Here is a 23,879-nt window from a genome sequence, read left to right on the forward strand (position 1 = left end):
TTCGAAGATGCGGTGCGTGCGGGACTGCCGCGGCAGTCCAATCTGGAGGCATTGGTGAGCAAGGTCAAAACTCCCCAGGAAAAGAAGCGGCTGAGCTACGAGCATGACCGGCGGAACACTTATGGCGAGAATCAGAAAAGCAGCCGAAAGAACATTCCGCGGAGCAAGCGGCTCTCGCATCAGGACGAACGACGCACCGTCCGACAGGCTCTCATCGGTGCGCAGGGAGACGTCGTCGACCAAGTCGCTGACGACGTGCAATCGCAAGTATTGCGCAAAGGCCGGATGAAGAAGCTTAACGCTTTTCGCAAATCACCGGATCGACCGTTAGGGCAGGTCGTTGCGCGACAGTTGCGTCGGCGGATGAGCGAACGGGCTGACACCTAGGTCGGTGCCCACGCGTGCGCGCAGGCATTGAACGGGCGGCTGCAGACGCAACGATCTTCCTCGCACGATCGGCGCGGCGACGCCGGGCCGGGACGCCTGGTGGCGAAACGAGCTCACCGCAGCAAAGTGGCCGGAAGGTGTTGCTTGTGGATCACATACAAGCCCCCGAAAATCGGTAAAGTCAGGCCGATTTGCATGACGCATGAGATTCGCGGGGGACGTTGATGAAGAAGTTCCTGCTTGCCGTCGCAGCATTCGGAATGGCCTGCGCAAGCGCCAACGCCGCCGATCTTGCGGCGCGTCCCTATACCAAGGCGCCGCCGATCGTCGCTGCCGTCTACGATTGGAGCGGCTTTTACATCGGCGTCAACGGCGGCGGCGGAACGAGCCACAAGTGCTGGGATCTGATTTCTCCAGGCCTTGGCATTATCGTCCCGGAAGGATGCCACAATGCCACCGGCGGCACCGCGGGCGGGCAGATCGGATATCGTTGGCAGTCTGCCAACTGGGTGTTCGGGGTCGAAGGCCAGGGCAACTGGGCGGACTTCACGGGCGATAACATCACCACGGTGCTTTTCGCGCCCACCGGTCTCCGCAATCGGTCTCATATCGAAGCGTTCGGCCTGATCACCGGGCAAGTTGGCTATGCCTGGAACAACGTCCTCCTTTACGTGAAGGGCGGCGGCGCGGCAGTGGCCGATAAGTATCGAACCAGCGACGTCGTCACTGGCGCGGAATTCGATCGGGCCAGCGAAACGCGTTGGGGTGGCGTCATCGGTGGCGGCCTTGAATTCGGCTTGGCTCCGAACTGGACGCTCGGTGTGGAGTACGACCATATCTTCCTCGGCCATCGCGATGTCACGTTCGCCGCTACGGGCGGTTTTGGTGGCGTGACCGCCGGCGCCTTCACGCGCAGGGAGCGGATCGGCCAGGATATCGACATCGGGCTCGTGCGATTGAACTATCGCTTTGGCGGTCCCGTCATCGCCAAATACTAGAGCGAGATGAGATCAGCTTTTGATTGCTACAATGGAGGTGCACTCCCTCTCGCGCTTGCGTGAGGAGGTGAACGAGCCGCGGCAACCGCTTCAACCTAAAACGACGTCCGCTTTAGCCGCCCGGCTGCCTTCTGCTTAGAGCGAGCGAAGCCGATCCTTTGCCTTCGTTGCGAGCGCTGAAAAGCGCGAGACGATGCACTGGCGATGGCTTTCACCAAACTTGCGAGCCCAGGCTTCCTTCTGGAAGGGGCCAGTTCCCGAATGCTGACATCATGCCCCTGTTTTGCCCGACGGAGCAAGCAGAGTTCGGAAAATCGTAACCCATTGATCCGGCTGACGTCGGCTACTGTGCATGGGGTTGTTTTCGACTTTTCTTGATTAACGGTCGCCGGCAGCCGTCGGTGATCGTCAGCAATCGCTCTGGTTCAGGAAAATGGATGGTGGGCGCACAAGGGATCGAACCTTGGACCTCTCCCGTGTGAACCACAATCCGTAGACCTGAGCCAACCAAATCCAGCCATAGTTGAGATGTAAAAACCCGTTTAATTGATGGTGCTTACGGCCATGTGCGGCCATAAGAGCCCATCGGTGACCTGGCTACATTTTGTATGCCCCCGTTGTGCCCGCCATGGATTTTCCCCTGGGGCACAAAAACGGGGGAGGTCTGAGACCCGGTTCTGTTTGGGTCTGTGGATCCTCCCTTCGTGGGCACACGGTGAGGGGAAGGTCTGAGCTCCGGTTCTGTTCAAGGGCTAACCGCCCTTCTTGCGAGGCACACCGGGCACAGAGAGAGGGAAGGAATCATGACGGAGCCGGCCAACCAACTGACACTCACCGATGCGGTGATCCGCAACGCAACGCTGCCGCCTGGTAAGGCGCAGCATTATCTCCACGACGACAAGCTGCCCGGCCTCGCCTTGCGCATGCGCGCCACCGGCGGCCGAACCTGGGTCTACCTCTTCACCAAGCCGGGGGTGAGGGGGACCCAGCGCAAGACCCTCGGCGCGTGGCCCAAATACAATGAGAAGGCCGCGCGCAAGGCCGCCACCATCGCCGCAGGCGAGGTCGTCAAGGGCTTGGACCCGAACGATGCGAAGCGCGAGGCGAGGCGACAGCAGGCAGCCGAAAAGCAGCGCACCACGCTCGCAACGCTCATTGTTGAAGATGGTCCCTACCAGACGTCCTTGACTGAACGTCAAGTCGTCAACTGGAAGCCAGCAATGTCGGCGCTCCGGCGCGGGCTCAAGGATCACGCCGAGAGCGGCGTGGGGGACCTGACGCGACGGCAGATCATGGCTGCGGTCGACAAGATTGCAAAGACTGGCAAGCGCGGCGCAGCCAAGGACTTGCGCAAGCACGTGCATACCTTCCTCGAATGGTGCGTCGGCGAAGGTTACGTCGAGCACAACGTGCTCGCCGGCTATCGCGCGCCCAAGGAAACCCGCGCCCAAAGGGTCGGACGCCGAACGAAGGGCCGCGCGCTGACCGATGAGGAAATCCTCAAGGTCTGGGATGCATCCGGCAAGCTCGGCGCTTTCGGTCTCCTGGCACGCATGTGCCTGCTCGGTGGCCCGCGCCGCAGCGAGCCTACCATGATCGAGTGGCGAAAGCACATCATGGACGACCGCATCACCTTCGATGCGGCGTGGACCAAGATGGGGCTGCACCACGATGTGCCTCGCACTCACCTAGTTAACGAGGTGCTCACGGCCGCGAAACATTTCCAGCGGGCAACCTCCGACTATGTCTTCCCGTCACCAAAGACTGGCGGCCAGATGTCCGGCTTCACCAAGATGGTCAACCGCTTGGTCAAGGAAGCAGGCGTGGCCAAGTTCACCATGCATGACTTAAGGCGCAGCTTGCGCACCATCATGTCACGCTGTGGCTACGACAACGAAATCCAGCGACTGTGTGTTGGGCAAAAGCCCAGCGGAATCGATCAGGTCTATAATCACGACGAACAGTGGATCATCCGCAAGATGGCCTTCGAAGCGGCCCACGACTACATTGCAGAGTTGGTCGGCGCGAAACGGGTCGGCAAAATCGTGCGCCTACAGCGGACGAATCCGCTTGACCCGATCAAGGCCGAGCTCCTCGGCCGGCTCCGTGAGCACTATGCGGCTGAGGCGTCCTAGTGGTCTTATCGTACATGGCCAGATAGTCGCGCACCGCATCGACACGATAGAGGGGGCGGCCATCGACGTAACGCCATTTCAGCGGGTGGTTCGGATCACGCCGCCACTGCTCCAGTGCACCGGGCGTGCGCCGGATAACGGCGGCCGCCTCCAATGCCGTTAAATTGGAGCTGGCCGGCAGCGCATCGATATCGAACGTCGCGGGCGGTGGCACGCCACGATTCTTGCGACGCCGCTTTGTGGCAGGCGGCATTTTCTGAGAATCTGTTGACACCGACGTCCCGGTCCCGGTCATTTCATCCTTGCCACGCATGCCCACGTCCCGAATCGTGATCGGTCTGCGGCGATAAGATCGTAGGATGCTCAGGCAAGAAAGAAATCAAGTGCGCAGGTATGGTACTGGGCACCTGTGGCGTACAAAAAGGACTCGACAAGATGATCGAACAGCTCAAGTCCGCCTATGACGCAGCGCGTTCAAGCGGCGCCGGCTCGGCGGTTAGAGTGCCTTATCGACAGAGGGAACGCTCTCGGCATGCGTAACACGGTGGATCGCGAGCTCTTGCAGCGCGTCCGTCGAGACGGATGGCACCTGCTTCCTTTGCCGCGGACGACAGAAAGCTTCTCGGACGATTTGCTTCGCTTCTCACTACGGTTGGGTGACCCCGTGCCGGGCCGGAGGCGCTCGACCGTCGAAGTGTTACGCCCATTGGCGCCGGAAGCGGCTCGCCCGCGTTCTCTCAGCGCTTTGCACGGGTCGAACACATTTCCTCTTCATACGGACGGAGCGCACCGGCTTTTGCCGCCTCAATTTATTTTACTGGCTTGCCATTGTCCGGGAACGAGAAGCGTGCCGACGGTCCTCGTCCACTTCGCGGACATTCGGATACCGGACCGAGAAAAGGGTGGCTATGAAGGCGCGCCCTTTCTCGTCTCAAATGGTCGGCATTCATTCTATACAACCATCGTTCAGCCAGCCCGGGCTTTTATACGATTTGATATGGGATGCATGACGCCAGCGAGTGCGGAAGCGGCGCACCTGCAGGCCGCTATTCAGTCGCAGCTCGATGGCTGCACGCGGGCGACCATTCATTGGCGGGCGGGCGACGTGCTCATCATCGATAACTGGAATGTCTTGCATGGACGTGGAGAGGCTGCCATTGCGGCGTCGCCCGATCGGCGTCTCGAACGCGTGAGTGTCCAATGACTACAAAACAAGTTGTGGCGGCGCTGTCGCCCGAAGCCCTCCTCGGTAAATCGAAGACCTACATTGCGCGCGCATTGGCAGCGAAGGATGCCAACGATTTGGGCGAATATCAGCTATGGGCATCGCTTGCGCTGGAGTTGCTGGGCAAATGGGCACTCGCCGAAGTCCATCCCTGCCTTATTGCCGATCCCCAAGGCGTCTCCCTTTTTGCGGCGGCTGGGGTATCTGTTGGAACAGATATTCGCACGATCACGGCGAAGACAGTGTTCGAGCGGCTAGGCCATCTCTCCAAACATTTTGACAAGAAGACCGAAGAGAATTGCCTCGGGATGAGCCTGAAGCGAAATGCAGAGCTGCATTCAGGGGAGGTGCCATTCGCATCTGTCCTGCTCGCGTCGTGGGAAGGACGTTTCTGGCACACCGCCGCAGTCATATTGGATATCCATGGCCAGACGATTGAGACGTGGCTAGGGGCAGACCAAGCCCAAGCGCCACGTGAATTAATGGCGAATTACACGCATGCTATTGAGGAGGCCGCCAAGATCCGCGTGGAGAAGGCGGCCGAGCGTTTCGCCGAGCTGAAGAAGCCGGAACGAGAAGCCCTGCGCGCTCGCGCAAAAGCGCTCGATCCCTTTGACATGCGACGCAGCTTCAAAATGTTCGCTGAGAAGGTATGGACCGCGCCCTGTCCGGCCTGCAAGTCAAACTCGTTTCTTGCGGGTGTTTGCTATGGCGAAGAATTATCGGATGACGACGAGAATGATCCCTACGAGGAGCATGTCGATGTGTCCTACGTCGCGGAAGAGTTCTATTGTCCGGCGTGCAGCTTGCATTTCGGGAGCCGAGAGGAAATCGAGGCCGCCGGGCTTGATGTCGAGTATACAGAGACCGAAACGCGTCAGCGCGAATACGAGCCGGATTATGGTAATGATTGAACTGTCTTTAGTGGTGATGCCATTCCCACTCGCCAATCTTAAAGCAGTTTTTCCTGCCAAAGAACGCAAATCTCATCGAATTTGTCGGAGTACTTGGCTTTGACGGTGGCGATAGCGGCTTCGGTCTCCTTCTGCAATATGCCGTACGTGCTCATATTCAGATAGATCACGAGCTTGCATTTACCCACGTATCCTTTGGCGATTTTTCGTTCGATCGCCTTCTCAAGTTGGCCCGGAATGGCGAGCGCTCGGGCCCGCCAATCTTCGCTTGTCTCCTTTTCCGCCTCTTTCCCTTCGCGGTATTCATCGCCGCGCCGCCCTCCTTCTTCTAGGACCTCGGTGATTTCGATATTTACGGGAGTTTTGGGTGATCCGATCTGCCCGTCAGGCCATTGCGCCGTCTGACCGACGAGGCGGACCTGGCCTGGAGGGCGAAACTTGACGTATTCGGCCGGCGCCATTGCGTCGAGCAGAAATGCAACCTCGGCCCGGTTGAAGAGCTTGTCCGACTTAATCGGCGCCGCCAGTTCTTCAACTTTCGCAATGAACGAGGCCGGCGTCTGCCAGCGTTCAAGCGCAATGCGCCCTGCAGGCAGGCTTCGAGGCTTCCTTCGGACAGGTCGTGCTCCCCTGCCATGAGAGGTCAGGTCTCGGAAACGCCCGAGGCGCTCTTCACGAGGGCCGTCAAGGTTTCGAGTGATGCGGTAAGGGCAGCCACAAGCGCGTCATAAATGGCCAAGAGGCCGGCCCCATCTTCCAGGCCAAGCCGATCGCTGACGGTTTTTAACCTCGCCACGGTGGAATCTGCTGAGCCAAGGTGGGAGTATGCGACCCGCAAATCGTAAAGCACGAAGAAGGGAGACAAGAGCGATGCGACCTCGCCTCCCAGCGCGAGCGTGCCCAACGCGGCCTGAAGCCGCTTTAAACCACCCAGGTTTTTCGGATCGAGACCCGCGCGTGTCATGATGCTGCCGAGCGCGCCGTTGTCAATCGACTCAACGTAAATCCGATTGAGGGTATCGGCGGCCTGTTTGCGCGTTTGCTCGGACTCGATGACCGGGCCGTTGAATCCGAGTGCGAGGTCGAGAACCTCGGCGTCCAAATGTGCAATCTTGATCCCGAATTTGGCGGCGCAGGCTTCGAAGAAGGCGGATCGAGCCGCAAAGAGTGTTTGTTCCCGCGAGAGAGGCGTATAGATGCATTCGATCTGCCCATCGTAGAACTCGCATCCGATCGAGTGATCCGATGGCACGTTCTCTGAGCGGAGATAGTACTGCTCGGGCTCGGGAAGCTTGGCAATGTCGCCAAGCCACATGACTACTTTACCATTCTTGTTGATGCCAAACGAGATATAGGCACTTTCCATGTCGATCGTGCCGTATGTGGTGGACGCGAAGGACACCTTGTACGCGGGATCCGCGTCGTATTTGAGCAGAACCTTTTTGTTGAAGAAGACGGGCGTCAGAAATCCGTCGTCCCATTCGCGGGACAGGCCGGGAATGTAGTAATAGTCGTCCGCATCATAGAGGAAAGGTACCTTTGCGAGCGGAAAGGTCTTTTCCAGCGGTTTCCGGGTTGCGCGGACCGCGTTGCTCCCGCGCAGCGTCGCTAGCTCGTGATGCCGAATGATCGCGAAACGCGAGTGGTCGGGCAGGTAGTCCTTTGAGCAATTCTCACAGCGCAGGACGGGCAAGTCCTTGACGCTAATGTCCACCCCCGACACGATATTGCGGTAGTCGGCAAAAGCGAGGTCCAGATGTCCCTCACACACGTCGCAATAAAGGCGCTGAACGTGCCCCGACGGAGGATAGACCTCTTTGAGAGTTATTGTTTCCACCATAACCGAACCTAAAACACACCCAGGACGGAGCCCAAAGCGCTCAGCACCGCGGATATGCCCGTGAGGATGGCTGCTGTGGCGTTGAGCCGGGATGATTCATTGAAGGCGACCTGCCCGCTCGCGATATGAAGCTCCGGTACATCCGAAATCGATGCAACCGGTTGGCGGATTGCGACTTGGCTGGCCCGCCACCAGTAATGCGCTGCGGCGATAGCAAAGAGAAGGCCGCCGAACGCCAGCCCGACAGCAAGACGGTGCAAGGTGGTCATGGGCAATCCCCGTCATTTTTCTCGACCCCTCGGATGATTTCGATCAACGCATCATCGGGTAGGGGTCTTTGCCGCACGTCCGTCCAGAATGCCTCTTGGGTCGTTGACATGGTGTCCAGCGTGCGCATGTTAGTCGAGGTAGTCTTTCTTGAACCTGTTCAGATCGCCCGCAACGCCGCGCAGCTGTTCCTGCGACGGAGGGGCATCATCGTGCGATCCGGGAGTGACGATATTATGGGCCACCCGGAGCTTGCCCGGATGTGACGGATCGAGCGTAAGGAGATTGAATACCTTCGCGTTGAACTCACCGAAGTTCTTGCCGTCATCAATCTGAAATCATGGCCTGACTGTCGCCGTTCGCCCGGCGGTCCTTGACGAGCAGCTCCTTGCAAAAACGCTCAAGCACGTCGAGCAGTCGCGCTGCGCCGGTCTTTCGCTGATCGCCATCATGCGAGCTGATAAACGGGCGCGCCTGGACCAGCATCGTTGCGAGCGCATCGTCTCGGCCCTTGATCTCCGTTCCAATTACGGCGTTGTCGCGCATGATTTGGAACTGAGAGACGCCCCGGTGCCCCAGAGGTGGCCGATATCCTTCCAGCTTTTGTAGTCTTGCGTGAGAACGATCACCTGGATCCCGGCGGCGAGGAGAGCTTCGATTACCGATGACTGGAAGTTGGTCCGGAAACCGTCATCGCTGGTCAGCACCGGATCATCCAGAAGGACAAAGCCAGCGCCACCATCGATGGCGCGGGCCAAGAATAGCGCGAGGCCCAGGCAGTGCAGCTGGGATTGGCTGAGGACCGCAACGGCGTCGCGCAACTTGATGTCGCTCCGATCCTCTTTCGCGGATAAGGCTACCTTGAGATCAATCGTTCGCTTGGTTTTGGCGCCCCGCCGTTGCACGGCGCTAAAGAACGTTGGCTCTCCCGACGCAGCCGTTCCCACCATTCCAGTATTTGCGCGCTGAGATCGGCGAATTTCTCATCCGCGACTGTCCCATTGGCTTTCTCGATCTCGCGGGCCGCCTGTTCGACGGCCTTAACCTTGGTGTTGTGGTCCCGCAACGCCTCAAGAGCTTCGAGTGCCGCATCGGGGGAGCGCGCAAGATGCAGAAGTGCATCCCAGCCCGCGATCTGCGCATTCTGATCGACGGCCTTCTTTAATGGCTCGCCAACGACTTGGACCGCCTGTCCGTAGGTCGCGTTATGAACCTCGAGCGATGCGTAAATTTGGCCGAGTTTATCAAGCGCATCGACAAGCGGCGGCATATCCTTCCACGTCGCAACATCATCTAGGGCAGACCGAATCCGGGCACGGGTGCGAGCCAACGCCCGCTTTTGCTGGGTGGCTTCACGCCACAGGCGCCGCGCGGCGGTTGCCCATTGCTTCGTGCTTGCCGACAATTGAGCGATGCGGGCGACGCGGAATTGACGTCTCCAGCGCTCTGCGCCGGTCACGAGCATAAAGCGAGGCAGGGCGGAGGTGATCGTGTCGGCGGTACTCTGCAGCTTCGCATCGGTCGATCGAAGGGCTGCCATGAGAGTGCTTTCCGCGCTCTGGTAATTTTCATTGGCGGTCAGCTGGCCTTGAATGTGGGCGACCCGCTCAGGCGTGAGCGTCTTTTCACGACCGCAGAGGGGACAGTCGATGGGGGCACCGCAATCATGCACAGCCGGTATCGCAAGGGCGCTTTCGAATAAGGCAATGAGCCGACGCACTTCTTCCGCAATGGCGTCGCGTTCGCGCAGGAACTCCGCAATGGCCTGCGCCAGTGAGCCGGCGGGGTCCATCCATGGTCCCAAGGCCTTGCGCGAAAAGAGGTCGAGCGGGAAGGCAAGCGCGCGTCGGGATGTGAGTTCTTCGTCGAGCTGTTGTATGCGCTCTGGGAGCGTAGGTTTGGCAACGACGCCGATTTGCGTGAGCAACAGCTCGATCGCCGCGCTGAGCGCCTTCGCTAGTGCAGCTTTCGTCTTTGCATTGCGGATCGCGCGCGCGGCCGCGTCGAGACCGGTGATGTCTTCAAGTTCCCCAAGTTTCTGAAGTTCAAAAGAATTCGGAGGCTGGAATGTCGGAATGATGTTCGCGACCGCAACTCGGAAATCTTCGAGATCCTGCGTGTCGAGTACGGCCCGGAAATAAGCCGCGCGATCGGAGGGCGAGGCCGTGAATACATAGGCCAGCGTGTGTTGGGCGAGAACGGGCGCGCACGGAGGATGCAACAGCCGGAGCCCAATCTTGGCCTCGATATCTTGCTCTGTGCACGGAAAGCCATCCAGTTCTGTTGCGCTCGCGCACGCCTGAGTGCCGTCATAGTCGGTCGTCAACGTTCGGCGGAAGCGGCGAACCACGCCATCGGTGCAAAGGAAAGTCGCTTCGACGAACACGGGCATTGCCGCGGGAATATGCGCATTTCGCAAGGATTGCGAAAATTCGTCCTTGGCGCTGGCGAGAAGCTCGCGCCGGGCGATATGACCGGTTAGCAAAAACTCGATCGCTCTGCGAGGCTGGTTTTTCCTTGACTATTTCCGCCCTATAGGGCCGCGACCGTCTCAGGAAGTGCGAAGGATTGAGCGCTCGTGCCGAAGCCGCGAAAGCCCTGCAGCCTAATTTTCTGGATTCGAAGGCTTCCCATCGCTCGGCATCTTCTTCGCAAAATGATTGTCGACGGCACCGCGCAGCCTTTCCTGGGCGCCACTCGGGTCCCCGTGGCGCCATGCGGCCAGGAGTGCATGGGCGAGTCCGTCCGGCTTTAGGTGCGCGGCAAGCCTGTCGAAATTGGTCAGTGGCTGCGCCGGTTCGGCAGCCGTGGCATCTGGTGGTGTATCGGCCATTGTTATTCTTGAGTGAATGTGAGGATCGCCATGGAACAACCGTGGCGGGAGCTTTCGCAAGGGGAAACTTACGGGGCGGGCCCTTGTGCACAGCATCCACGCGAACAATTCCCAACATTTTCAATGGTCTGACTGTTCAAGGTCCCTCGCGGGGCACGAAAAGGATAGAATGTCAGCCCCCCGTGCGATTCGATGCTTCCGTAGCCAACCCATGCCGCTGCTACCGCAAGTCCACCCGGTCCTTGCAAGCCTGCCACCAGTCGATAGCCTCACGCTCGAGGCCGTCACTCAAGACATGCGCTCAAAAGGACAGCATCTGCCTATTGTGCTTTATGAAGGCATGCTTTGGGATGGCCGCGCGCGACTGGCCGCGTGCAGGCATCTCGGAATCAAGCCGTGGCTTGTGCCGCTGCGGCGCAAAGACCCTATGAATTTCTACATTCTCTCGAATTATGATCGATGCGGTGGTCCCAGATCGGATGCTCGAAACGCCATTATCGCCGTGCTTGAACGCGCGGGAAGCCCGGAAGGGCGCGCTGATGCGCGGAAGCGGCGCGCAAGCTGGATCAAGGATGCGCGCGCCGAATTTGAGGAATTCGTTCGGCAGAAACCGGAGCCCTGCGCTGTCTGCCGCAAGTACATTCAGTTCGTGCACGCGCATCACTCGTTTCCGCTTTCGCTGCAATTTGAGTGCGGTGTCAGCGAACCCATTCACAATTACCAATGGCTATGCCCGATCCATCACAAATATGTCCATGTCATCCTATCGGGCCGTCTTGGGTCGCGTGATCTCTCGTTTCTTGACTGCATTTCGCGCGAAGACACGGAAGAGTGGCTCGCTATTGAGGCGAGCGCGGGAAAAGGCATCGAGCTTTGTTGTGAGGCTTTAGGCCGTGTTGCTGGAAGCGCTGACCGGCGCCGCTATGACCCCGAATACGGGTTGTTCCTTCTCAATAATCCCTCCCTCGTTCGATCGGCGATGGAATGGAAACAATCGCATAAAGCTGCCTAGCTTGCGCCTAGGTTCGCGAAAAAGCTGGCTGGCCGAAATGCGGTCTGTGCCGCCTCCAAATGTCTGCATCGGCCCAAAGATCGCGTTTCCGTTTTCCAAGCTCTGGTTCACACACTCGGAACGACGCCCGCGGATCTCTCGGTCTTTCTGAAAGGCTCACAACGAGCGCAATATCGCGGAGTATCAGGGCCGCGTGGACGTCGACAAAAACTTCTTGCTATCGTCATTCGTTGCGAAAGCTTTGTAGGTCGAGGCAAGCAAGCTTGCTCCGCCTCTTGGCGCGCAAACCGACAAATATGCAGATTGTCTGCCCCTTAAGCTGAAAGAAGCGGCGCAAAGAGAATCTGCAGCGCCTTGTCGTCGAACTGATCCTTGTCTTGCGGACGATACACCGTGCTGCGCGGCGATTCTGACTCATCCGACTGCGAGTTGATCTCCTCGATGCGCCGATCGATGGCGCGAAAGGCCGTGTTGAGATTGGTGACGCCCACGCGCGGCGCATACTTTTGAAGGGCCGTCTTGTAGTCACCGAGTTCCGTTTCGGAATCGATGTCGGAGATGCTCGCGTCGATGTCGTCAAGTTGGCGCGTGATGGCGTCGTCAATATGAGGAGCGATATCGGTCTCGAAGACGTCCTGCGCCGCATCCACGGCGTCGCAGAAGCTTTCAAATTCGTGCGGAAACAAATGCCCGTCGAGTAGGCCGATCACGGCCGCTTCGAGCTTTTCAAACAAGACGTTTGAATGTTCGATGGTGGTGTAATCCTTCTTGAGGCTGCGCAGAAGCCGTATCAGACCGGTCCCATCGCGAAAGACCGTGAAGTGCCCGCCGGCAGGCTTGTTTGCAAGCTGAAGCGCGAGATCCATGAATCGCGTGTCCTCGCTTGCGGTCCGCCATTCGAGGAGAAGACGGAAGCCCGGGCGAACAAAAGAGAGGAGCCAACGGCTTCGCTCCCGCCGAAGTGATGCTGCTCGGAAGCGGCACACCTTTGCATCTGGCGAATACCTGGATCGAAAGTTCCGGGCCCGGCCACGAACAGGACTCTATCCCAGTTATCGATTTCGCTGTCAGTTCGCCCTGAATGGAACCGGTAGTTGGGCCGTATGATCGAGAAGGTGGTGGAGGGCTCAAGTGTCCTTGGTGGTACATCCAGGCGAGCGGGACATGGTCTCGGCGGTTCTGGCAACGACCAGACTGATCAAAGCCTGCTTTTAGCCTGTCTGGTCGCTATGGCTCCGATCTATGCGCCTGGACATTGCGCAAAGCCGGCGGGACTGGAGGAGAGCAGGCAGCCTAGCCGCACAGATCTTGCTGGCTTCGTTGCAAATCAGTCTTTGGACATGGAATCCGTCCGAGCCGCGATCCCGTGGTTTCAGTCGCTTTTTCCTGCAGGCTGGGCGTCTCCAGCCTCGCCGAGTCCGTGGCACCCGAAGCTTTCGCCTTACCTAGCAGTTCCGCCAGTACGTGATGGAGCCGAGCCCGGATCAGGAACGATACCATGCGCTCCAGTTACAGCTTCCAAAGGGCATCTTGCTCTAGACCGGACCCACGCGGTCGACACGCTCGTCGCCGTCCTCGGGAGACCAACCTTCAGGTTTGACCTGAGCGAATTCGGAGCCCTTCGCCATCAGACGACTGTTTCGATGAGACAGGCGTTGGAACAAGCGAAGCGCAGCGCGTCGTCGCTGCTGATGTTGGAGGAGATCGATGCCTTTCGCCGGTGCGGACCTTGGCTCACGACCGAAAGGTGGAGAAACTGACGGAGATCACCGGATGGACAGTACAATGCTCTTGCCCTCGTAGCTGCTGAACCGATCGCTGGCCAAATATGAATAGCGTCCGAGTAATTCGTGTTTTGCTGCGCTGTCGAGAGCTTGATGTGCGAGACGTCGCATCGCCGTGACCGGCGCAATTCGCGGACGTGCATCAGGCTTCCGAGCCGACATCCGCCAACGCCGCGAACCGAAGTCTCCAGTGGTCGTACCCGTTCGATCGATTCTTTGTAGAGATCGAGCGCCCTTATGCGCGGCGAGCTGAGCATCATTCTCGAATTCATCGCAAACAACAAGTCGATGTCATTACCGAGCTGATCGGCCTTGCGGTTGCGCGCGATCTCGAGCCGGCGTGCATGTGGACGGCGGTAAGAACCGAGTCCGTCGACGATTCGATCAATGTGGTCTTGTTCTTGGCAGTGAATAGGACGATGTGGCGAACCATGGCTGGCTATGGCTCGTGTGAGATGAAGGTTGATCGCAGGACTATCGTGGCGAATGCGTAGCCAAACCTAACGCAGTATATCCAGCTGGAAGAAGTGCTCAAGGCAACTTTTCCGACAGACGTATCGACCTAGTAGCAAAGGCCGAACTCCGAGGCGACGTTGTTCAGCGAGTTAGCGATGCGATAGGGGGCGTGCGGAATATTGTCGGACCGAGAACTTTGCGTCCGGTAACGTCACAACTTTCGCGTGGCTTCGACCAGCGACCGTTTCGACAAACCTTGGTATAGTGTTTTGCAGCCCATGCTATATTACCGACTTACCTTTGTAGAGTTGAGCACCGGTCAGGTCGTTTGTACTTTCGATGTCGAGCCTGGATCATTCGATCGACCGCTGTGCGAAGCCTGAACTGATACCTCGCTAGAAGTCGTTGCGTTCCAATCAGGTGTGAAGACGAACATCTTGAGGCGGACCTTCGGCGGATTGCACGCAAAAAGGCAGGGGGCTTTATCTTTAGACGGTACCCACTATTCGCGATCAGCGATCAGAACAGCGGAATCAACATTCATTCGAGCGACTAAGATCGAGAAGCGGAGGATTGGGCACGCTATGCTCAGGAACTGTGAGCCATTAGAGTAGCCGATAACGTTTCCCTCATACTATTACAGGCTTAGCGCAGTCGCCGCATTGATGATCATTGCCGTAGCGCAAGTTGCTGGCGAATTTGTATCCCCCTCTTGAAATGCGAGTCGAGATGGCATTTACCGAGCTTTTCATCAAACGTCCGGTATTGTCTATCGTCGTCAGTTTCCTGATCTTGCTGATCGGCTTTCGCGCGGCCACCGTACTGCCGATCCGGCAATATCCCAAGCTATCTAATACGGTCATCAATATCACGACTTCCTATCCTGGCGCCTCCGCCGACACGATCCAGGGGTTCATCACTACTCCCCTGGAGCAGGCAGTCGCTTCCGCCGAGGGCGTCGACTACATCAGTTCCTCATCGGTGCTCGGTACCTCCACGATCCAAGTCTACATCAAGCTCAATTTCGATCCCAACGAAGCGCTCACCGAGGTGCTCTCGAAGATCAACTCAGTCAAATACTTGATCCCGAAGGAATCAAACGATCCGGTCGTCACTAAGTCGAGCGGTCAGGCCACCGCTGTCATGTATATCGCCTTCTCCAGCGAGGAACTGGCGGCCAGCGCGATCTCCGACTACCTCTCGCGCGTTGTGCAACCCGTTATGTCAACCGTCGACGGCGTCGCAGCGGCAGACATCCTGGGCGGCCAGAGTTTTGCGATGCGGCTATGGCTCGATCCTGGGAAAATGGCAGGGTACGGCGTGTCGCCGGCTGAAGTTTCGGCTGCAATCGCCGCTAACAACTTCCAGGCCGCGGCCGGCCAGATCAAGGGCTATTTCACTATCTCCGATGTCACGGCAAACACGGATCTGCGGAGTGTCGATGACTTCAAGCGCATGATCGTCAAAGCCAATGATGGTGGCTTTGTGCGCATGGAGGACATTGCGGTAGTCGAGCTTGCCGCGCAGACAACAGACACTAGCGTCGCAATAAACGGCGAGCATGCGGTCTTTATCGGCGTTCAGGCAAGCCCGCAAGGCAATCCGCTAAACATAGTGCGAGGCGTTCAAGCGCTGTTTCCAGAAATGGAGCGTAACCTGCCGCCGTCACTGAAGATGAAAGTGGCCTACGACTCCACCAGATTCATTCAATCGTCGATCGATGAAGTGGAGAAGACGCTCATCGAGGCCGTCGTAGTCGTGGTGGTGGTAATCTTCCTATTCCTGGCCTCGCTGCGGTCGGTCATCATTCCTGTGGTCTCTATTCCGTTGTCGCTCGTTGGTGTCTGCAGCATGATGCTGGCGCTGGGGTTTTCATTTAATCTCCTGACTCTCCTTGCGATGGTTCTCGCGATCGGTCTCGTGGTCGATGACGCGATCGTGGTGGTGGAGAACATTCATCGCCATTTAGAAGAAGGTGCGCCGCCCCTTCAGGCTGCTATAAGGGGCGCGCGCGAGATCGTCGGCCCCGTTGTCTCCATGACGATTACCTTGGCTGCGGTATATGCCCCAATCGGATTTCTCGGCGGCCTCACTGGTGCGCTGTTCCGCGAGTTCGCGTTTACGTTAGCGGGAGCGGTGATCGTGTCGGGCGTGATCGCTTTGACGCTGTCGCCGATGATGTGCTCGCTCTTCCTGAGGCGCGCTGAGGGGGGGCGGTTTGCAAGAGTTGTGAACCGCGGGTTTAGCGCCATGACACGATGGTACGGCCGCAAGCTCGACCGCTCGCTCGACTATCGTCCGATTACCGGTCTGTTTGCGCTGACCATGCTGGGCCTCGTCGGCTTTCTCTATATGCATACTCCCAAGGAGCTCGCCCCCGAGGAGGATCAAGGTATCGTATTCGCTCTAACCAAGGCGCCGAAATACGCCAATATCGACTACCTCGACTATTACGGCACCAAGCTCGAACACGCGTTCCAGAAATTTCCAGAGACTGATTTGAGCTTTGTGCTCAATGGCGTTAGCGGCCAGCAGAGTGGCATGGCCGGCATGTTGCTCAAGGCATGGGACGAGCGCAATCGATCATCGATTGCGCTAAAGTCCCTTGTCCAGGCCGAGCTGTCCAAAATCGAAGGCATTAACGCGTTTGCCTTTAGCTTGCCGCCGCTTCCTGGCGGTTCGGGTGGCCTACCAGTGCAGATGGTGATCAATTCGACGCTTGGCTTCCAATCCGTCTACGAGCAGATGTCGAAGCTGAAGGATGCCGCGCGGAAGAGCGGTCTGTTCATGGTGAGCGACTCCGACCTCGAGTTCAACCAGCCGGTGCTACGAATCAAGGTTGATCGGTCCAAGGCCAACGAGCTTGGCATCACCATGCAGACCATCGGTAACGCGCTCGCCACCTTACTTGGCGGAAACTACGTCAACCGCTTCAATTTACAGGGCCGCTCTTACCAGGTGATCCCGCAGGTGCCACGAGAGGAACGCCTGGCGCCGCATGCAATCGGGAGCTATTATGTGAAGGCTGCGACGGGCTCGATGCTCCCGTTGTCTACCGTAGTCTCCATCGAGACTGGGACCGATCCGAACGCGCTCACCCACTACAACCAGCTCAACTGCGCGACCTTTCAGGCCGTGCCGATGCCCGGCGTCACGATCGGTCAGGCTGTGGACTTCCTGGAAGCGGAGGCGAAGAAACTGCCCGCAGGCTTCAGCCACGACTTCCTCGCCGACGCGCGACAATATGTGCACGAGGGTAACCAACTGGCCATTACCTTTGCATTTGCACTCATAATCATATTCTTGGTGCTTGCTGCGCAGTTCGAAAGTCTGCGCGATCCCCTCATCATCCTGATCAGCGTGCCGATGGCAATCGTCGGCGCGTTGATCCCGCCATTCTTTGGCTGGGCGACGATGAACATCTACACCCAGGTCGGACTGTTGACACTTGTCGGGTTGATTTCCAAGCACGGCATCCTGATGGTTGAGTTCGCCAATGAGCTGCAGCTCAAGGAGAGACTTGACCGTCGCTCGGCCATAGAGATGGCGGCGCGCGTCCGACTGCGTCCAATCTTGATGACCACTGCGGCGATGGTCACGGGCTTCATACCCTTGATGACCGCAACGGGAGCTGGCGCCGCGAGCCGATTCTCGATCGGGCTCGTGCTCGTCGCGGGCATGTCTGTGGGCACGCTATTCACGCTCTTCGTGCTGCCGGCGCTCTATGTCGCGATCGCGTCCGATCATCGTGCCGATGCGAGTTCAGGCCGCGCTAAGATCGCCGCCGAGCTCGACCTCACCGGCGCTGCTGACGCCCAGATGGCCAAGCAATGACGATGAAATCAATCCAGGTTCGCTCAGTGTGGTGAGCGAAGCAGCTGCGACCGCTTCAGGCTCCCTTACGCTTCGAGATCTTCACGCCCGTGGTGCCGAGCTTGGCGACCATCAGGTGCTCGGCGAAGAACACGGCGATGATCCGCGGCTGCTCCGCTAGGTGAATTGCACCGGACTTCACGGCGTCGAAACGCAAAAACTCGATCTCGCCGGGGAGAGGAGAATTCATGCTCTCCTTTAACAGATGGCGTTGCCATTTATCCCAAGGGCTTTTGAAGGAGAATTAGTTGCTTCCGTCTGCCGCGTTGCTTTTCTCCCTGAAAGAGATGACGCTTGTTTGAACCGCCTTAGGACTGATTGACACGAGTTCATTCCGTGGACGAACGGGTCGAGAACGGTCGTCGTCAGGAGCCCCGTATACATGAGGTCTTTGTCAACGTTTGCGTCCTCCTCGTCAATCTGAGGGCGTGCCGGTGGTTTGGAGACGAGCGTTTGCCATCTTGCTTCTCTTGCCGGGCGTTGCACTCGGCGGCCATGCCTTGACGTCGCTCCAGCCGGGCTGGATCAAATTCGCCTACACGACCATTTTGTCCCTGATCCTGCTGCAAGCTGCGGGTTGACGCCGCCCTATCGAAGCAAGCTGGCGGATCCGCCTGCCGTTCGGGTGGATGCTGGTATCCTCTCGTTCGGTGACGACTATCTCCGGCCCTCCCTTATCGATGCTGTTTTAACAACCAGGGCTGGCTAAACACGAATTTCGCGCCGGCCTAGCCCTGGTTCGCGTGGCGGAATCGAGCGTGACCGCCTTCGTCTACGATCACCTCGGCTCGTTCCCGAAAGCGGCAGCTTGCTCTATGTTTTTATACCCATGTCATGCTTGACATCCTGCTGGGCTCCTACCTCTTGCGCCGGCTTGATCCGGAGATATTTCGACGCATCTGCATGAGCTTTGATGCGGGCGTCGGGTTGTCATTGGTGATGATCGAGCTCGATCTAGTGCAGAGCGCCTGGGCTTATAACGTGAGGGGCGGCGATACTGATGGATCTGTGCCTGCTTCACTTGCTCCTTACCACCCACAGTCCGATTTAGTCGGAGCGACGGTCTCGGCGAACTGCGGATATAAGCGCTTGAACGATGCCGGCGAGCACCTCGGTATCGAATGCGCGCGCGTCGTGGACCTGAGCGACACCGCCCTCTTCCGCGGCGCCAATGATGTCATGAAAATCTGGTTGATTGCTCCAAGACAGCCCAGCGCACCGGCGCCCGGAATTCGGGATCCCAGGACAGCCCTAAACTTTTGGACGTTGAGTTTTTCGCCATGCCACTCGCCCCGGCTGTGGTTGCCGGCGGCAAGCGCTAGTTCAGACAAACGGATGGCTCGAGACGCGGAAGCGCGGCGCTGGGAACTACCTGGCAGCCTGAAACCAGGAATAATCGATTATCAAAAGTATCGGGCCGATATTGACGGCTTCCGCGTGATAGCGGTCTTGTATTGATCCCGTGAGTCAGCGCCGTTACTCGTGTTGAGAGCTCCCGATTCTGCAAAAGCTGTCGGAAAACCTACGGCGGTGTTCGCGCCAAGTACACAGTGGCGTCCGGCGCCGTTGGCTTTGCGGGGTTTGTAGGCTTTGCGACAAAGCCACAGTGGGCGTTGCGCCTCCGGCTGTTGCAGATCAGCAAAAACTGTCACCCTATTATGGCCAGCTTAACCGGGGAAGGAATAGCCGAAAGACCCTATCCACGGGATCGACGATCCCCGCCCGCTCGCCTAGTGACGTAGTCCAGCTTTTGTGACGGCATTGCATTTGCAGGGATTAAGAATGCCAACTTGAGGCCATTGTCGATAGCGCCGCTTGCAGGCGACGCGCGCAGGATGAGGGGCGCCGCGCTCGCGAGCCCGTTCTCTCAGGAGTGCCCGTGATACTGTCTGCTAATTGGTCTGCCGGCCTGCTTGGGACACGGCTCGCATTTTTTGTGGCCGGATTCGGCCTCGCGGCCTGGGCGCCTTTGGTGCCACTCGCCAAGGAGCGGCTCGCGGTCGATGACCGCATGCTTGGTCTTCTGCTGCTCTGTCTCGGAACGGGATCCGTTATCGCGATGCTTTTGACCAGCGTATCGAATGCGCGGTACGGCAGCAAGCCCATTATCCTCGCGGGTGGACTTGGACTCGCGATCATGCTGCCGTGCCTTGCAATTGCGGACACACCTGTCAGGCTCGGTGCTACGCTGTTTGCTTTCGGCGTTTCACTCGGCTCGATCGATGTAGCCATGAACATTCATGCGATTGAGTTGGAGCGCACCACGGGCCGTCCATTGATGTCTGGCTTCCACGCCCAGTACAGCATTGGGGAATTCACCGGCTCTGCCGCCGTGACCTCGTTCCTGTCGCTGCAGCTTGGCCCGCTTTTTTCGACGTTGGTCTGTTCGGCGTTAATGACGATCGCGATTGTATCGGCCTGGCCGGGGTTGCTCGCGGCGGGTTCAGGGCAGCAGGGGCCATTGTTTGTTTTGCCCCATTACAGTGTGTTGCTAATAGCTGTGCTCGCGGCTATCACCTTTCTTGTTGAGGGTGCAATGCTCGATTGGAGCGCTTTGCTTCTCGTTGAACGAGATCTTCTCGCGGAAGCGCACGGGGGCATTGGTTGTATGCTCTTCTCAATCGCGATGGCCGCAGGGCGTCTCAGCGGAGATGCCGTGGTGGCGCGAATCGGAGACCGTGCCACATTGATGCTCGGGACTCTGCCGATCGTAACAGGCTTCTTGGCTGTGGTGGCCGCGCCCGTTACGTTGATTGCTATGGCGGGGTTCCTGCTTATTGGATTGGGTATTTCAAATGTTGTACCTGTACTTTGTCGACGCGCCGGCAAACAGAAAATGATGCCAGCAGGCGTTGCGATCGCGGTCATCACGACAGCCGGCTATGCGGGTATACTCGTCGGGCCCGCCGGCATTGGGCTCGTCGCACACATGTTTGGCTTGCGCTTGGCGTTTGGGATGTTGGGCGCGCTCATGGCCATCGTTACGCTGTCGGCGAGGATGATGATGACAGACCATCGCTAAGGCGTTGGCCGAGCGGAAAGGGACACTAGTACGCTTCCGGCTAATGACCGTCCACCGGTCGGCGCTTAGCGGCTTAGCGACGATGAGCTCTCAACTTCATGTCAGCGGGTCTCGATAATGGCCATTCTCCTTTTCCTGCAAGTGGTTGGCTGCGTCGTAGCTAGGATACACCGCGTCACTTGGGTTCTTGGCGTCCGACTGAGCCCGGTTGTTGACAATGAACGCTTGTCAACTGCGAAGCAAAGTTGGTCGTTACGTGAGCCGCAAGTCCGCTAGGCTGGCATTCACCGCCGATTGATACCTAGGATTGGCCCGTTATCCGGAACAGGCAGACCACTCTGGTGCCGTCCATCGCTGTCGGCGCGATACGCCCGGTATGCCTGCTGAATGCCGTCCTCAAGCGAGGTCGTGGCGCGCCAGCCGAGCCCGGACAGCCGCCCGACGTCGAGCAGCTTGCGCGGCGTGCCGTCAGGGCGCGACGTGTCGAAGCTGATCTCACCGCGAAAACCGACGGCGGCCGCGACCATGAGTGCTAACTCGGCGATGCTGATGTCCTCGCCGGTACCGATATTGACGAGTTCCGGCGAGGAATAGGACTTCATTAGATGGATGCAGGCGTCGGCGAGATCGTCGACGTAGAGAAATTCGCGGCGCGGCGTGCCGGTGCCCCACACCACGACGTTGCCGCCGCCCGAAATCTTGGCCTCGTGGAAGCGGCGGATCAGCGCGGCGACGACGTGGCTGTATTCGGGGTGATAATTATCGCCCGGGCCGTAGAGATTGGTCGGCATCACGCTGATGAAATCGGCGCCGTACTGGCTGCGATAGGCCTCGGCCATCTTGATGCCGGCGATCTTGGCGATGGCATAAGGTTCGTTGGTCGGCTCCAGCGGGCCGGTCAACATCGAATCCTCTCGCAGCGGCTGCGGCGCCAAGCGCGGATAGATGCAGGAGGAGCCGAAGAACATCAGCTTCTCACATCTATTGGCATGGGCCGCCTGGATCACGTTGCTCGATATCGCCAGATTGTCGTGGAGAAACTCGGCGCGCAGCGTGTTGTTGGCGACGATGCCGCCGACCTTGGCAGCGGCTAGGAACACGGCCTGCGGCCGCTTCGCGGCAAACCAGGCATTCACCGCGGTCTGGTCGCGCAGGTCGACCTCGCTGCGCGATGCCGTCAAGAGATAGGCCTGTTCGCGTGCCAGCCGGCGCATCAGCGCCGCGCCGACCATGCCGCGATGGCCGGCGACGAAAACCGTCTTGCCCTTCAGCTCAAACGCCGTGCTTGCCATTGGCTGCGTCCTGCCTGGCTTGGACGAGATCGCTGGCGACCATTTCCTTCACCAATTGCGAGAATGGCGTCTTCGGCGCCCAGCCCAGTTTCGCGCGCGCCTTGCTGGCATCGCCAATCAGGAGATCAACCTCGGTCGGACGGAAATAGGTCGGATCGATCTGCACCAGGGTCTTGCCGGACGCCTTGTCGAGGCCGACCTCCTCGACGCCCTTGCCGCGCCATTCGATGCTGCGCCCGACCTCGGCAAACGCCAGCTCGACGAACTCGCGGACCGACCGAGTCTCGCCGGTCGCGAGCACGAAGTCGCCGGGCTCGTCGACCTGCAGGATCCTGTGCATGCCCTCGACATAGTCGCGGGCATGGCCCCAGTCGCGCTTGGCGTCGAGATTGCCGAGATAGAGCGTGTCCTCGATCCCGACCTCGATGCGGGCGATGCCGCGGGTGATCTTGCGGGTGACGAAGGTCTCGCCCCGGATCGGGCTCTCGTGATTGAACAGGATGCCGTTTGAGGCAAACATGCCGTAGGCTTCGCGGTAGTTCACGGTGATCCAGTAGCCGTAGAGTTTCGCCACGCCGTAGGGCGAGCGCGGATAGAACGGCGTGGTCTCCTTCTGCGGAACCTCCTGCACCAGGCCGTAGAGCTCGGAGGTGGAAGCCTGATAGAAGCGCGTCTCCTTCTCCATGCCGAGGATGCGGATCGCCTCAAGCAGCCGCAGCACGCCGATCGCGTCCGCGTTGGCGGTGTATTCCGGGCTTTCGAAGCTGACGCCGACATGGCTCTGCGCGGCGAGGTTGTAGATCTCGGTCGGCCTGATCTGCTGCATGAGCCGGATCAGGTTGGTCGAGTCCGTCATGTCGCCATAGTGCATCAGGAACGGCACCTCGCCGACATGCGGGTCCCGGTAGAGATGGTCGACGCGAGCGGTATTGAAGGAGGACGACCGCCGCTTGATGCCGTGCACGACGTAGCCGAGACCGAGCAGATACTCGGCGAGATATGCGCCGTCCTGCCCGGTGACGCCGGTGATCAGCGCAACGCGCCGCTTTGATTCCTGAGCCGCCATGGTCTCTCTTAGTTGCGCCGGAAAGAAAGCCTCCCTGTGAAACGCTATTGCGAAGCCGTTTCTCGAGAAATCTAGATGCGCAAGCGCGCTCCACCCGCAATTAGAGGAAAGCGATCGTTAGCTCCAGTCATACACATCATGTAGGAATGCACACTATATACATTGATTTATGTTGGACTGGAGGACAACAGATTGAGCTTAAAAAATGAAAGTCAACTAAGCCTCGCAACCTGCGTGATATCCGCGATGTTCCTAAGCAGGCGAGATGGATGGAAACCGCTGTTACGAGCGCCAGGGCGCGCTTACCCCCGGGCGATAGCTCCAATGAGATAGAAGCCGGTATGTGTTCCTTATCTATCCTCAGGCGCATGTACGCACTCGCGTTGTCTCGTCATGGCTTGGGAGAGCGACGAGCTGAGGCCGCAGTCGTCAATGCATTTGTCGGAGTGAAGGATGCAAGCCAGCACGTAGTCAAGCCTGCGCATCGTAGTCTACAAAGCGCCTGTACCGTAAATCGACGAACAGAACACCCCGTCTTGGGTCGATTCATCAGCCGTGATCAGCGCAGTTGCCAATATCCAACTCGCGGCAGGCAGTGGACGGTCGACGCAAGACAAATGAGAAAGAGTAGCAAACGTTGGTATAGATCCTCGAACGTATCGATATCGAAAATTTACGTTTGTACAATAGAGTTTCGACGCCAATCATTTAGTCTCGACGAGCGTAACGTGCCTCGGTCCGAGTATGATGAGCCTCTTAAACCCGCGCCGGCAAA

Annotated in this window: 20 protein-coding genes; 9 read left to right on the plus strand and 11 right to left on the minus strand. The window is 58.6% G+C overall.

Going from position 1 to position 23,879, the window contains the following annotated elements; all coding sequences use genetic code 11:
• The first annotated feature begins 54 nt into the window (after nt 1-54).
• The 5 genes from ACVIIV_RS13805 to ACVIIV_RS13825 all read left to right on the plus strand — a co-directional run bounded on the left by ACVIIV_RS13805 (nt 55) and on the right by ACVIIV_RS13825 (nt 5,659).
• Complete coding sequence (locus ACVIIV_RS13805) at nt 55-387, plus strand: hypothetical protein (protein WP_456744673.1); 333 nt, start codon at nt 55-57, stop codon at nt 385-387.
• Nucleotides 388-611: 224 nt separating this feature from the next.
• On the plus strand, nt 612-1,385 hold the full coding sequence (locus tag ACVIIV_RS13810) for an outer membrane protein (protein ID WP_456744674.1): 774 nt from the start codon (nt 612-614) through the stop codon (nt 1,383-1,385).
• 803 nt (nt 1,386-2,188) lie between these two features.
• Entirely contained in the window at nt 2,189-3,520 is a 1,332-nt protein-coding gene (locus ACVIIV_RS13815; protein WP_456744675.1) for a tyrosine-type recombinase/integrase, read from the plus strand.
• An 847-nt stretch (nt 3,521-4,367) separates the two neighbouring features.
• Entirely contained in the window at nt 4,368-4,724 is a 357-nt protein-coding gene (locus ACVIIV_RS13820; RefSeq protein WP_456744676.1) for a TauD/TfdA family dioxygenase, read from the plus strand.
• Entirely contained in the window at nt 4,721-5,659 is a 939-nt protein-coding gene (locus ACVIIV_RS13825) for a hypothetical protein (protein WP_456744677.1), read from the plus strand. Before ACVIIV_RS13820 ends, ACVIIV_RS13825 begins: the two co-directional genes overlap by 4 nt.
• Before the next feature lie 38 nt (nt 5,660-5,697).
• Here ACVIIV_RS13825 and ACVIIV_RS13830 read toward each other — a convergent pair whose 3' ends face one another.
• The 7 genes from ACVIIV_RS13830 to ACVIIV_RS13860 form a co-directional block, all read right to left on the minus strand.
• The gene (locus tag ACVIIV_RS13830) at nt 5,698-6,120 is read right to left on the minus strand and encodes a hypothetical protein (protein ID WP_456744678.1); all 423 of its coding nucleotides are present in this window, start codon (nt 6,118-6,120) and stop codon (nt 5,698-5,700) included.
• Between the two features lie 182 nt (nt 6,121-6,302).
• Entirely contained in the window at nt 6,303-7,499 is a 1,197-nt protein-coding gene (locus ACVIIV_RS13835) for a hypothetical protein (protein WP_456744679.1), read from the minus strand.
• 8 nt (nt 7,500-7,507) lie between these two features.
• Complete coding sequence (locus ACVIIV_RS13840) at nt 7,508-7,768, minus strand: hypothetical protein (RefSeq protein ID WP_456744680.1); 261 nt, start codon at nt 7,766-7,768, stop codon at nt 7,508-7,510.
• 325 nt (nt 7,769-8,093) lie between these two features.
• Nucleotides 8,094-8,312, minus strand: a complete 219-nt coding sequence (locus ACVIIV_RS13845) for a hypothetical protein (protein WP_456744681.1) — start codon at nt 8,310-8,312, stop codon at nt 8,094-8,096.
• The gene (locus ACVIIV_RS13850; protein ID WP_456744682.1) at nt 8,294-8,587 is read right to left on the minus strand and encodes a hypothetical protein; all 294 of its coding nucleotides are present in this window, start codon (nt 8,585-8,587) and stop codon (nt 8,294-8,296) included. Before ACVIIV_RS13850 ends, ACVIIV_RS13845 begins: the two co-directional genes overlap by 19 nt.
• A 35-nt stretch (nt 8,588-8,622) precedes the next feature.
• Complete coding sequence (locus ACVIIV_RS13855; RefSeq protein ID WP_456744683.1) at nt 8,623-10,251, minus strand: hypothetical protein; 1,629 nt, start codon at nt 10,249-10,251, stop codon at nt 8,623-8,625.
• Between the two features lie 120 nt (nt 10,252-10,371).
• Entirely contained in the window at nt 10,372-10,599 is a 228-nt protein-coding gene (locus ACVIIV_RS13860) for a hypothetical protein (RefSeq protein ID WP_456744684.1), read from the minus strand.
• 211 nt (nt 10,600-10,810) lie between these two features.
• Here ACVIIV_RS13860 and ACVIIV_RS13865 point away from each other — a divergent pair, with 211 nt between their 5' ends.
• Complete coding sequence (locus ACVIIV_RS13865; RefSeq protein WP_456744685.1) at nt 10,811-11,611, plus strand: hypothetical protein; 801 nt, start codon at nt 10,811-10,813, stop codon at nt 11,609-11,611.
• Between the two features lie 314 nt (nt 11,612-11,925).
• Here the strand turns inward: ACVIIV_RS13865 and ACVIIV_RS13870 are convergent, their stop codons facing one another.
• A complete protein-coding gene (locus ACVIIV_RS13870) occupies nt 11,926-12,477 on the minus strand; it encodes a hypothetical protein (protein WP_456744686.1) in 552 nt (183 codons plus the stop codon).
• Between the two features lie 2,103 nt (nt 12,478-14,580).
• On the opposite strand from ACVIIV_RS13870, the gene ACVIIV_RS13875 reads away from it, so the two are divergent.
• On the plus strand, nt 14,581-17,685 hold the full coding sequence (locus tag ACVIIV_RS13875; RefSeq protein WP_456744687.1) for an efflux RND transporter permease subunit: 3,105 nt from the start codon (nt 14,581-14,583) through the stop codon (nt 17,683-17,685).
• A gap of 55 nt (nt 17,686-17,740) precedes the next feature.
• Here ACVIIV_RS13875 and ACVIIV_RS13880 read toward each other — a convergent pair whose 3' ends face one another.
• Nucleotides 17,741-17,914: a hypothetical protein gene (locus tag ACVIIV_RS13880; RefSeq protein WP_456744688.1), complete on the minus strand. Its 174-nt coding sequence runs from the start codon at nt 17,912-17,914 to the stop codon at nt 17,741-17,743.
• 644 nt (nt 17,915-18,558) lie between these two features.
• On the opposite strand from ACVIIV_RS13880, the gene ACVIIV_RS13885 reads away from it, so the two are divergent.
• Both ACVIIV_RS13885 and ACVIIV_RS13890 read left to right on the plus strand, forming a co-directional pair.
• Nucleotides 18,559-19,182, plus strand: coding sequence for a hypothetical protein (locus tag ACVIIV_RS13885; protein WP_456744689.1), 624 nt, complete (start codon nt 18,559-18,561; stop codon nt 19,180-19,182).
• Nucleotides 19,183-19,606: 424 nt separating this feature from the next.
• Nucleotides 19,607-20,746, plus strand: a complete 1,140-nt coding sequence (locus tag ACVIIV_RS13890) for an MFS transporter (RefSeq protein ID WP_456748722.1) — start codon at nt 19,607-19,609, stop codon at nt 20,744-20,746.
• A 284-nt stretch (nt 20,747-21,030) separates the two neighbouring features.
• Here the strand turns inward: ACVIIV_RS13890 and ACVIIV_RS13895 are convergent, their stop codons facing one another.
• A complete protein-coding gene (locus ACVIIV_RS13895) occupies nt 21,031-22,038 on the minus strand; it encodes a GDP-L-fucose synthase family protein (protein WP_456744690.1) in 1,008 nt (335 codons plus the stop codon).
• Entirely contained in the window at nt 22,019-23,104 is a 1,086-nt protein-coding gene (gene gmd / locus ACVIIV_RS13900; protein ID WP_456744691.1) for a GDP-mannose 4,6-dehydratase, read from the minus strand. Before gmd ends, ACVIIV_RS13895 begins: the two co-directional genes overlap by 20 nt.
• Between the last annotated feature and the right edge of the window lie 775 nt (nt 23,105-23,879).

This window comes from Bradyrhizobium sp. USDA 4354 (assembly GCF_054060315.1).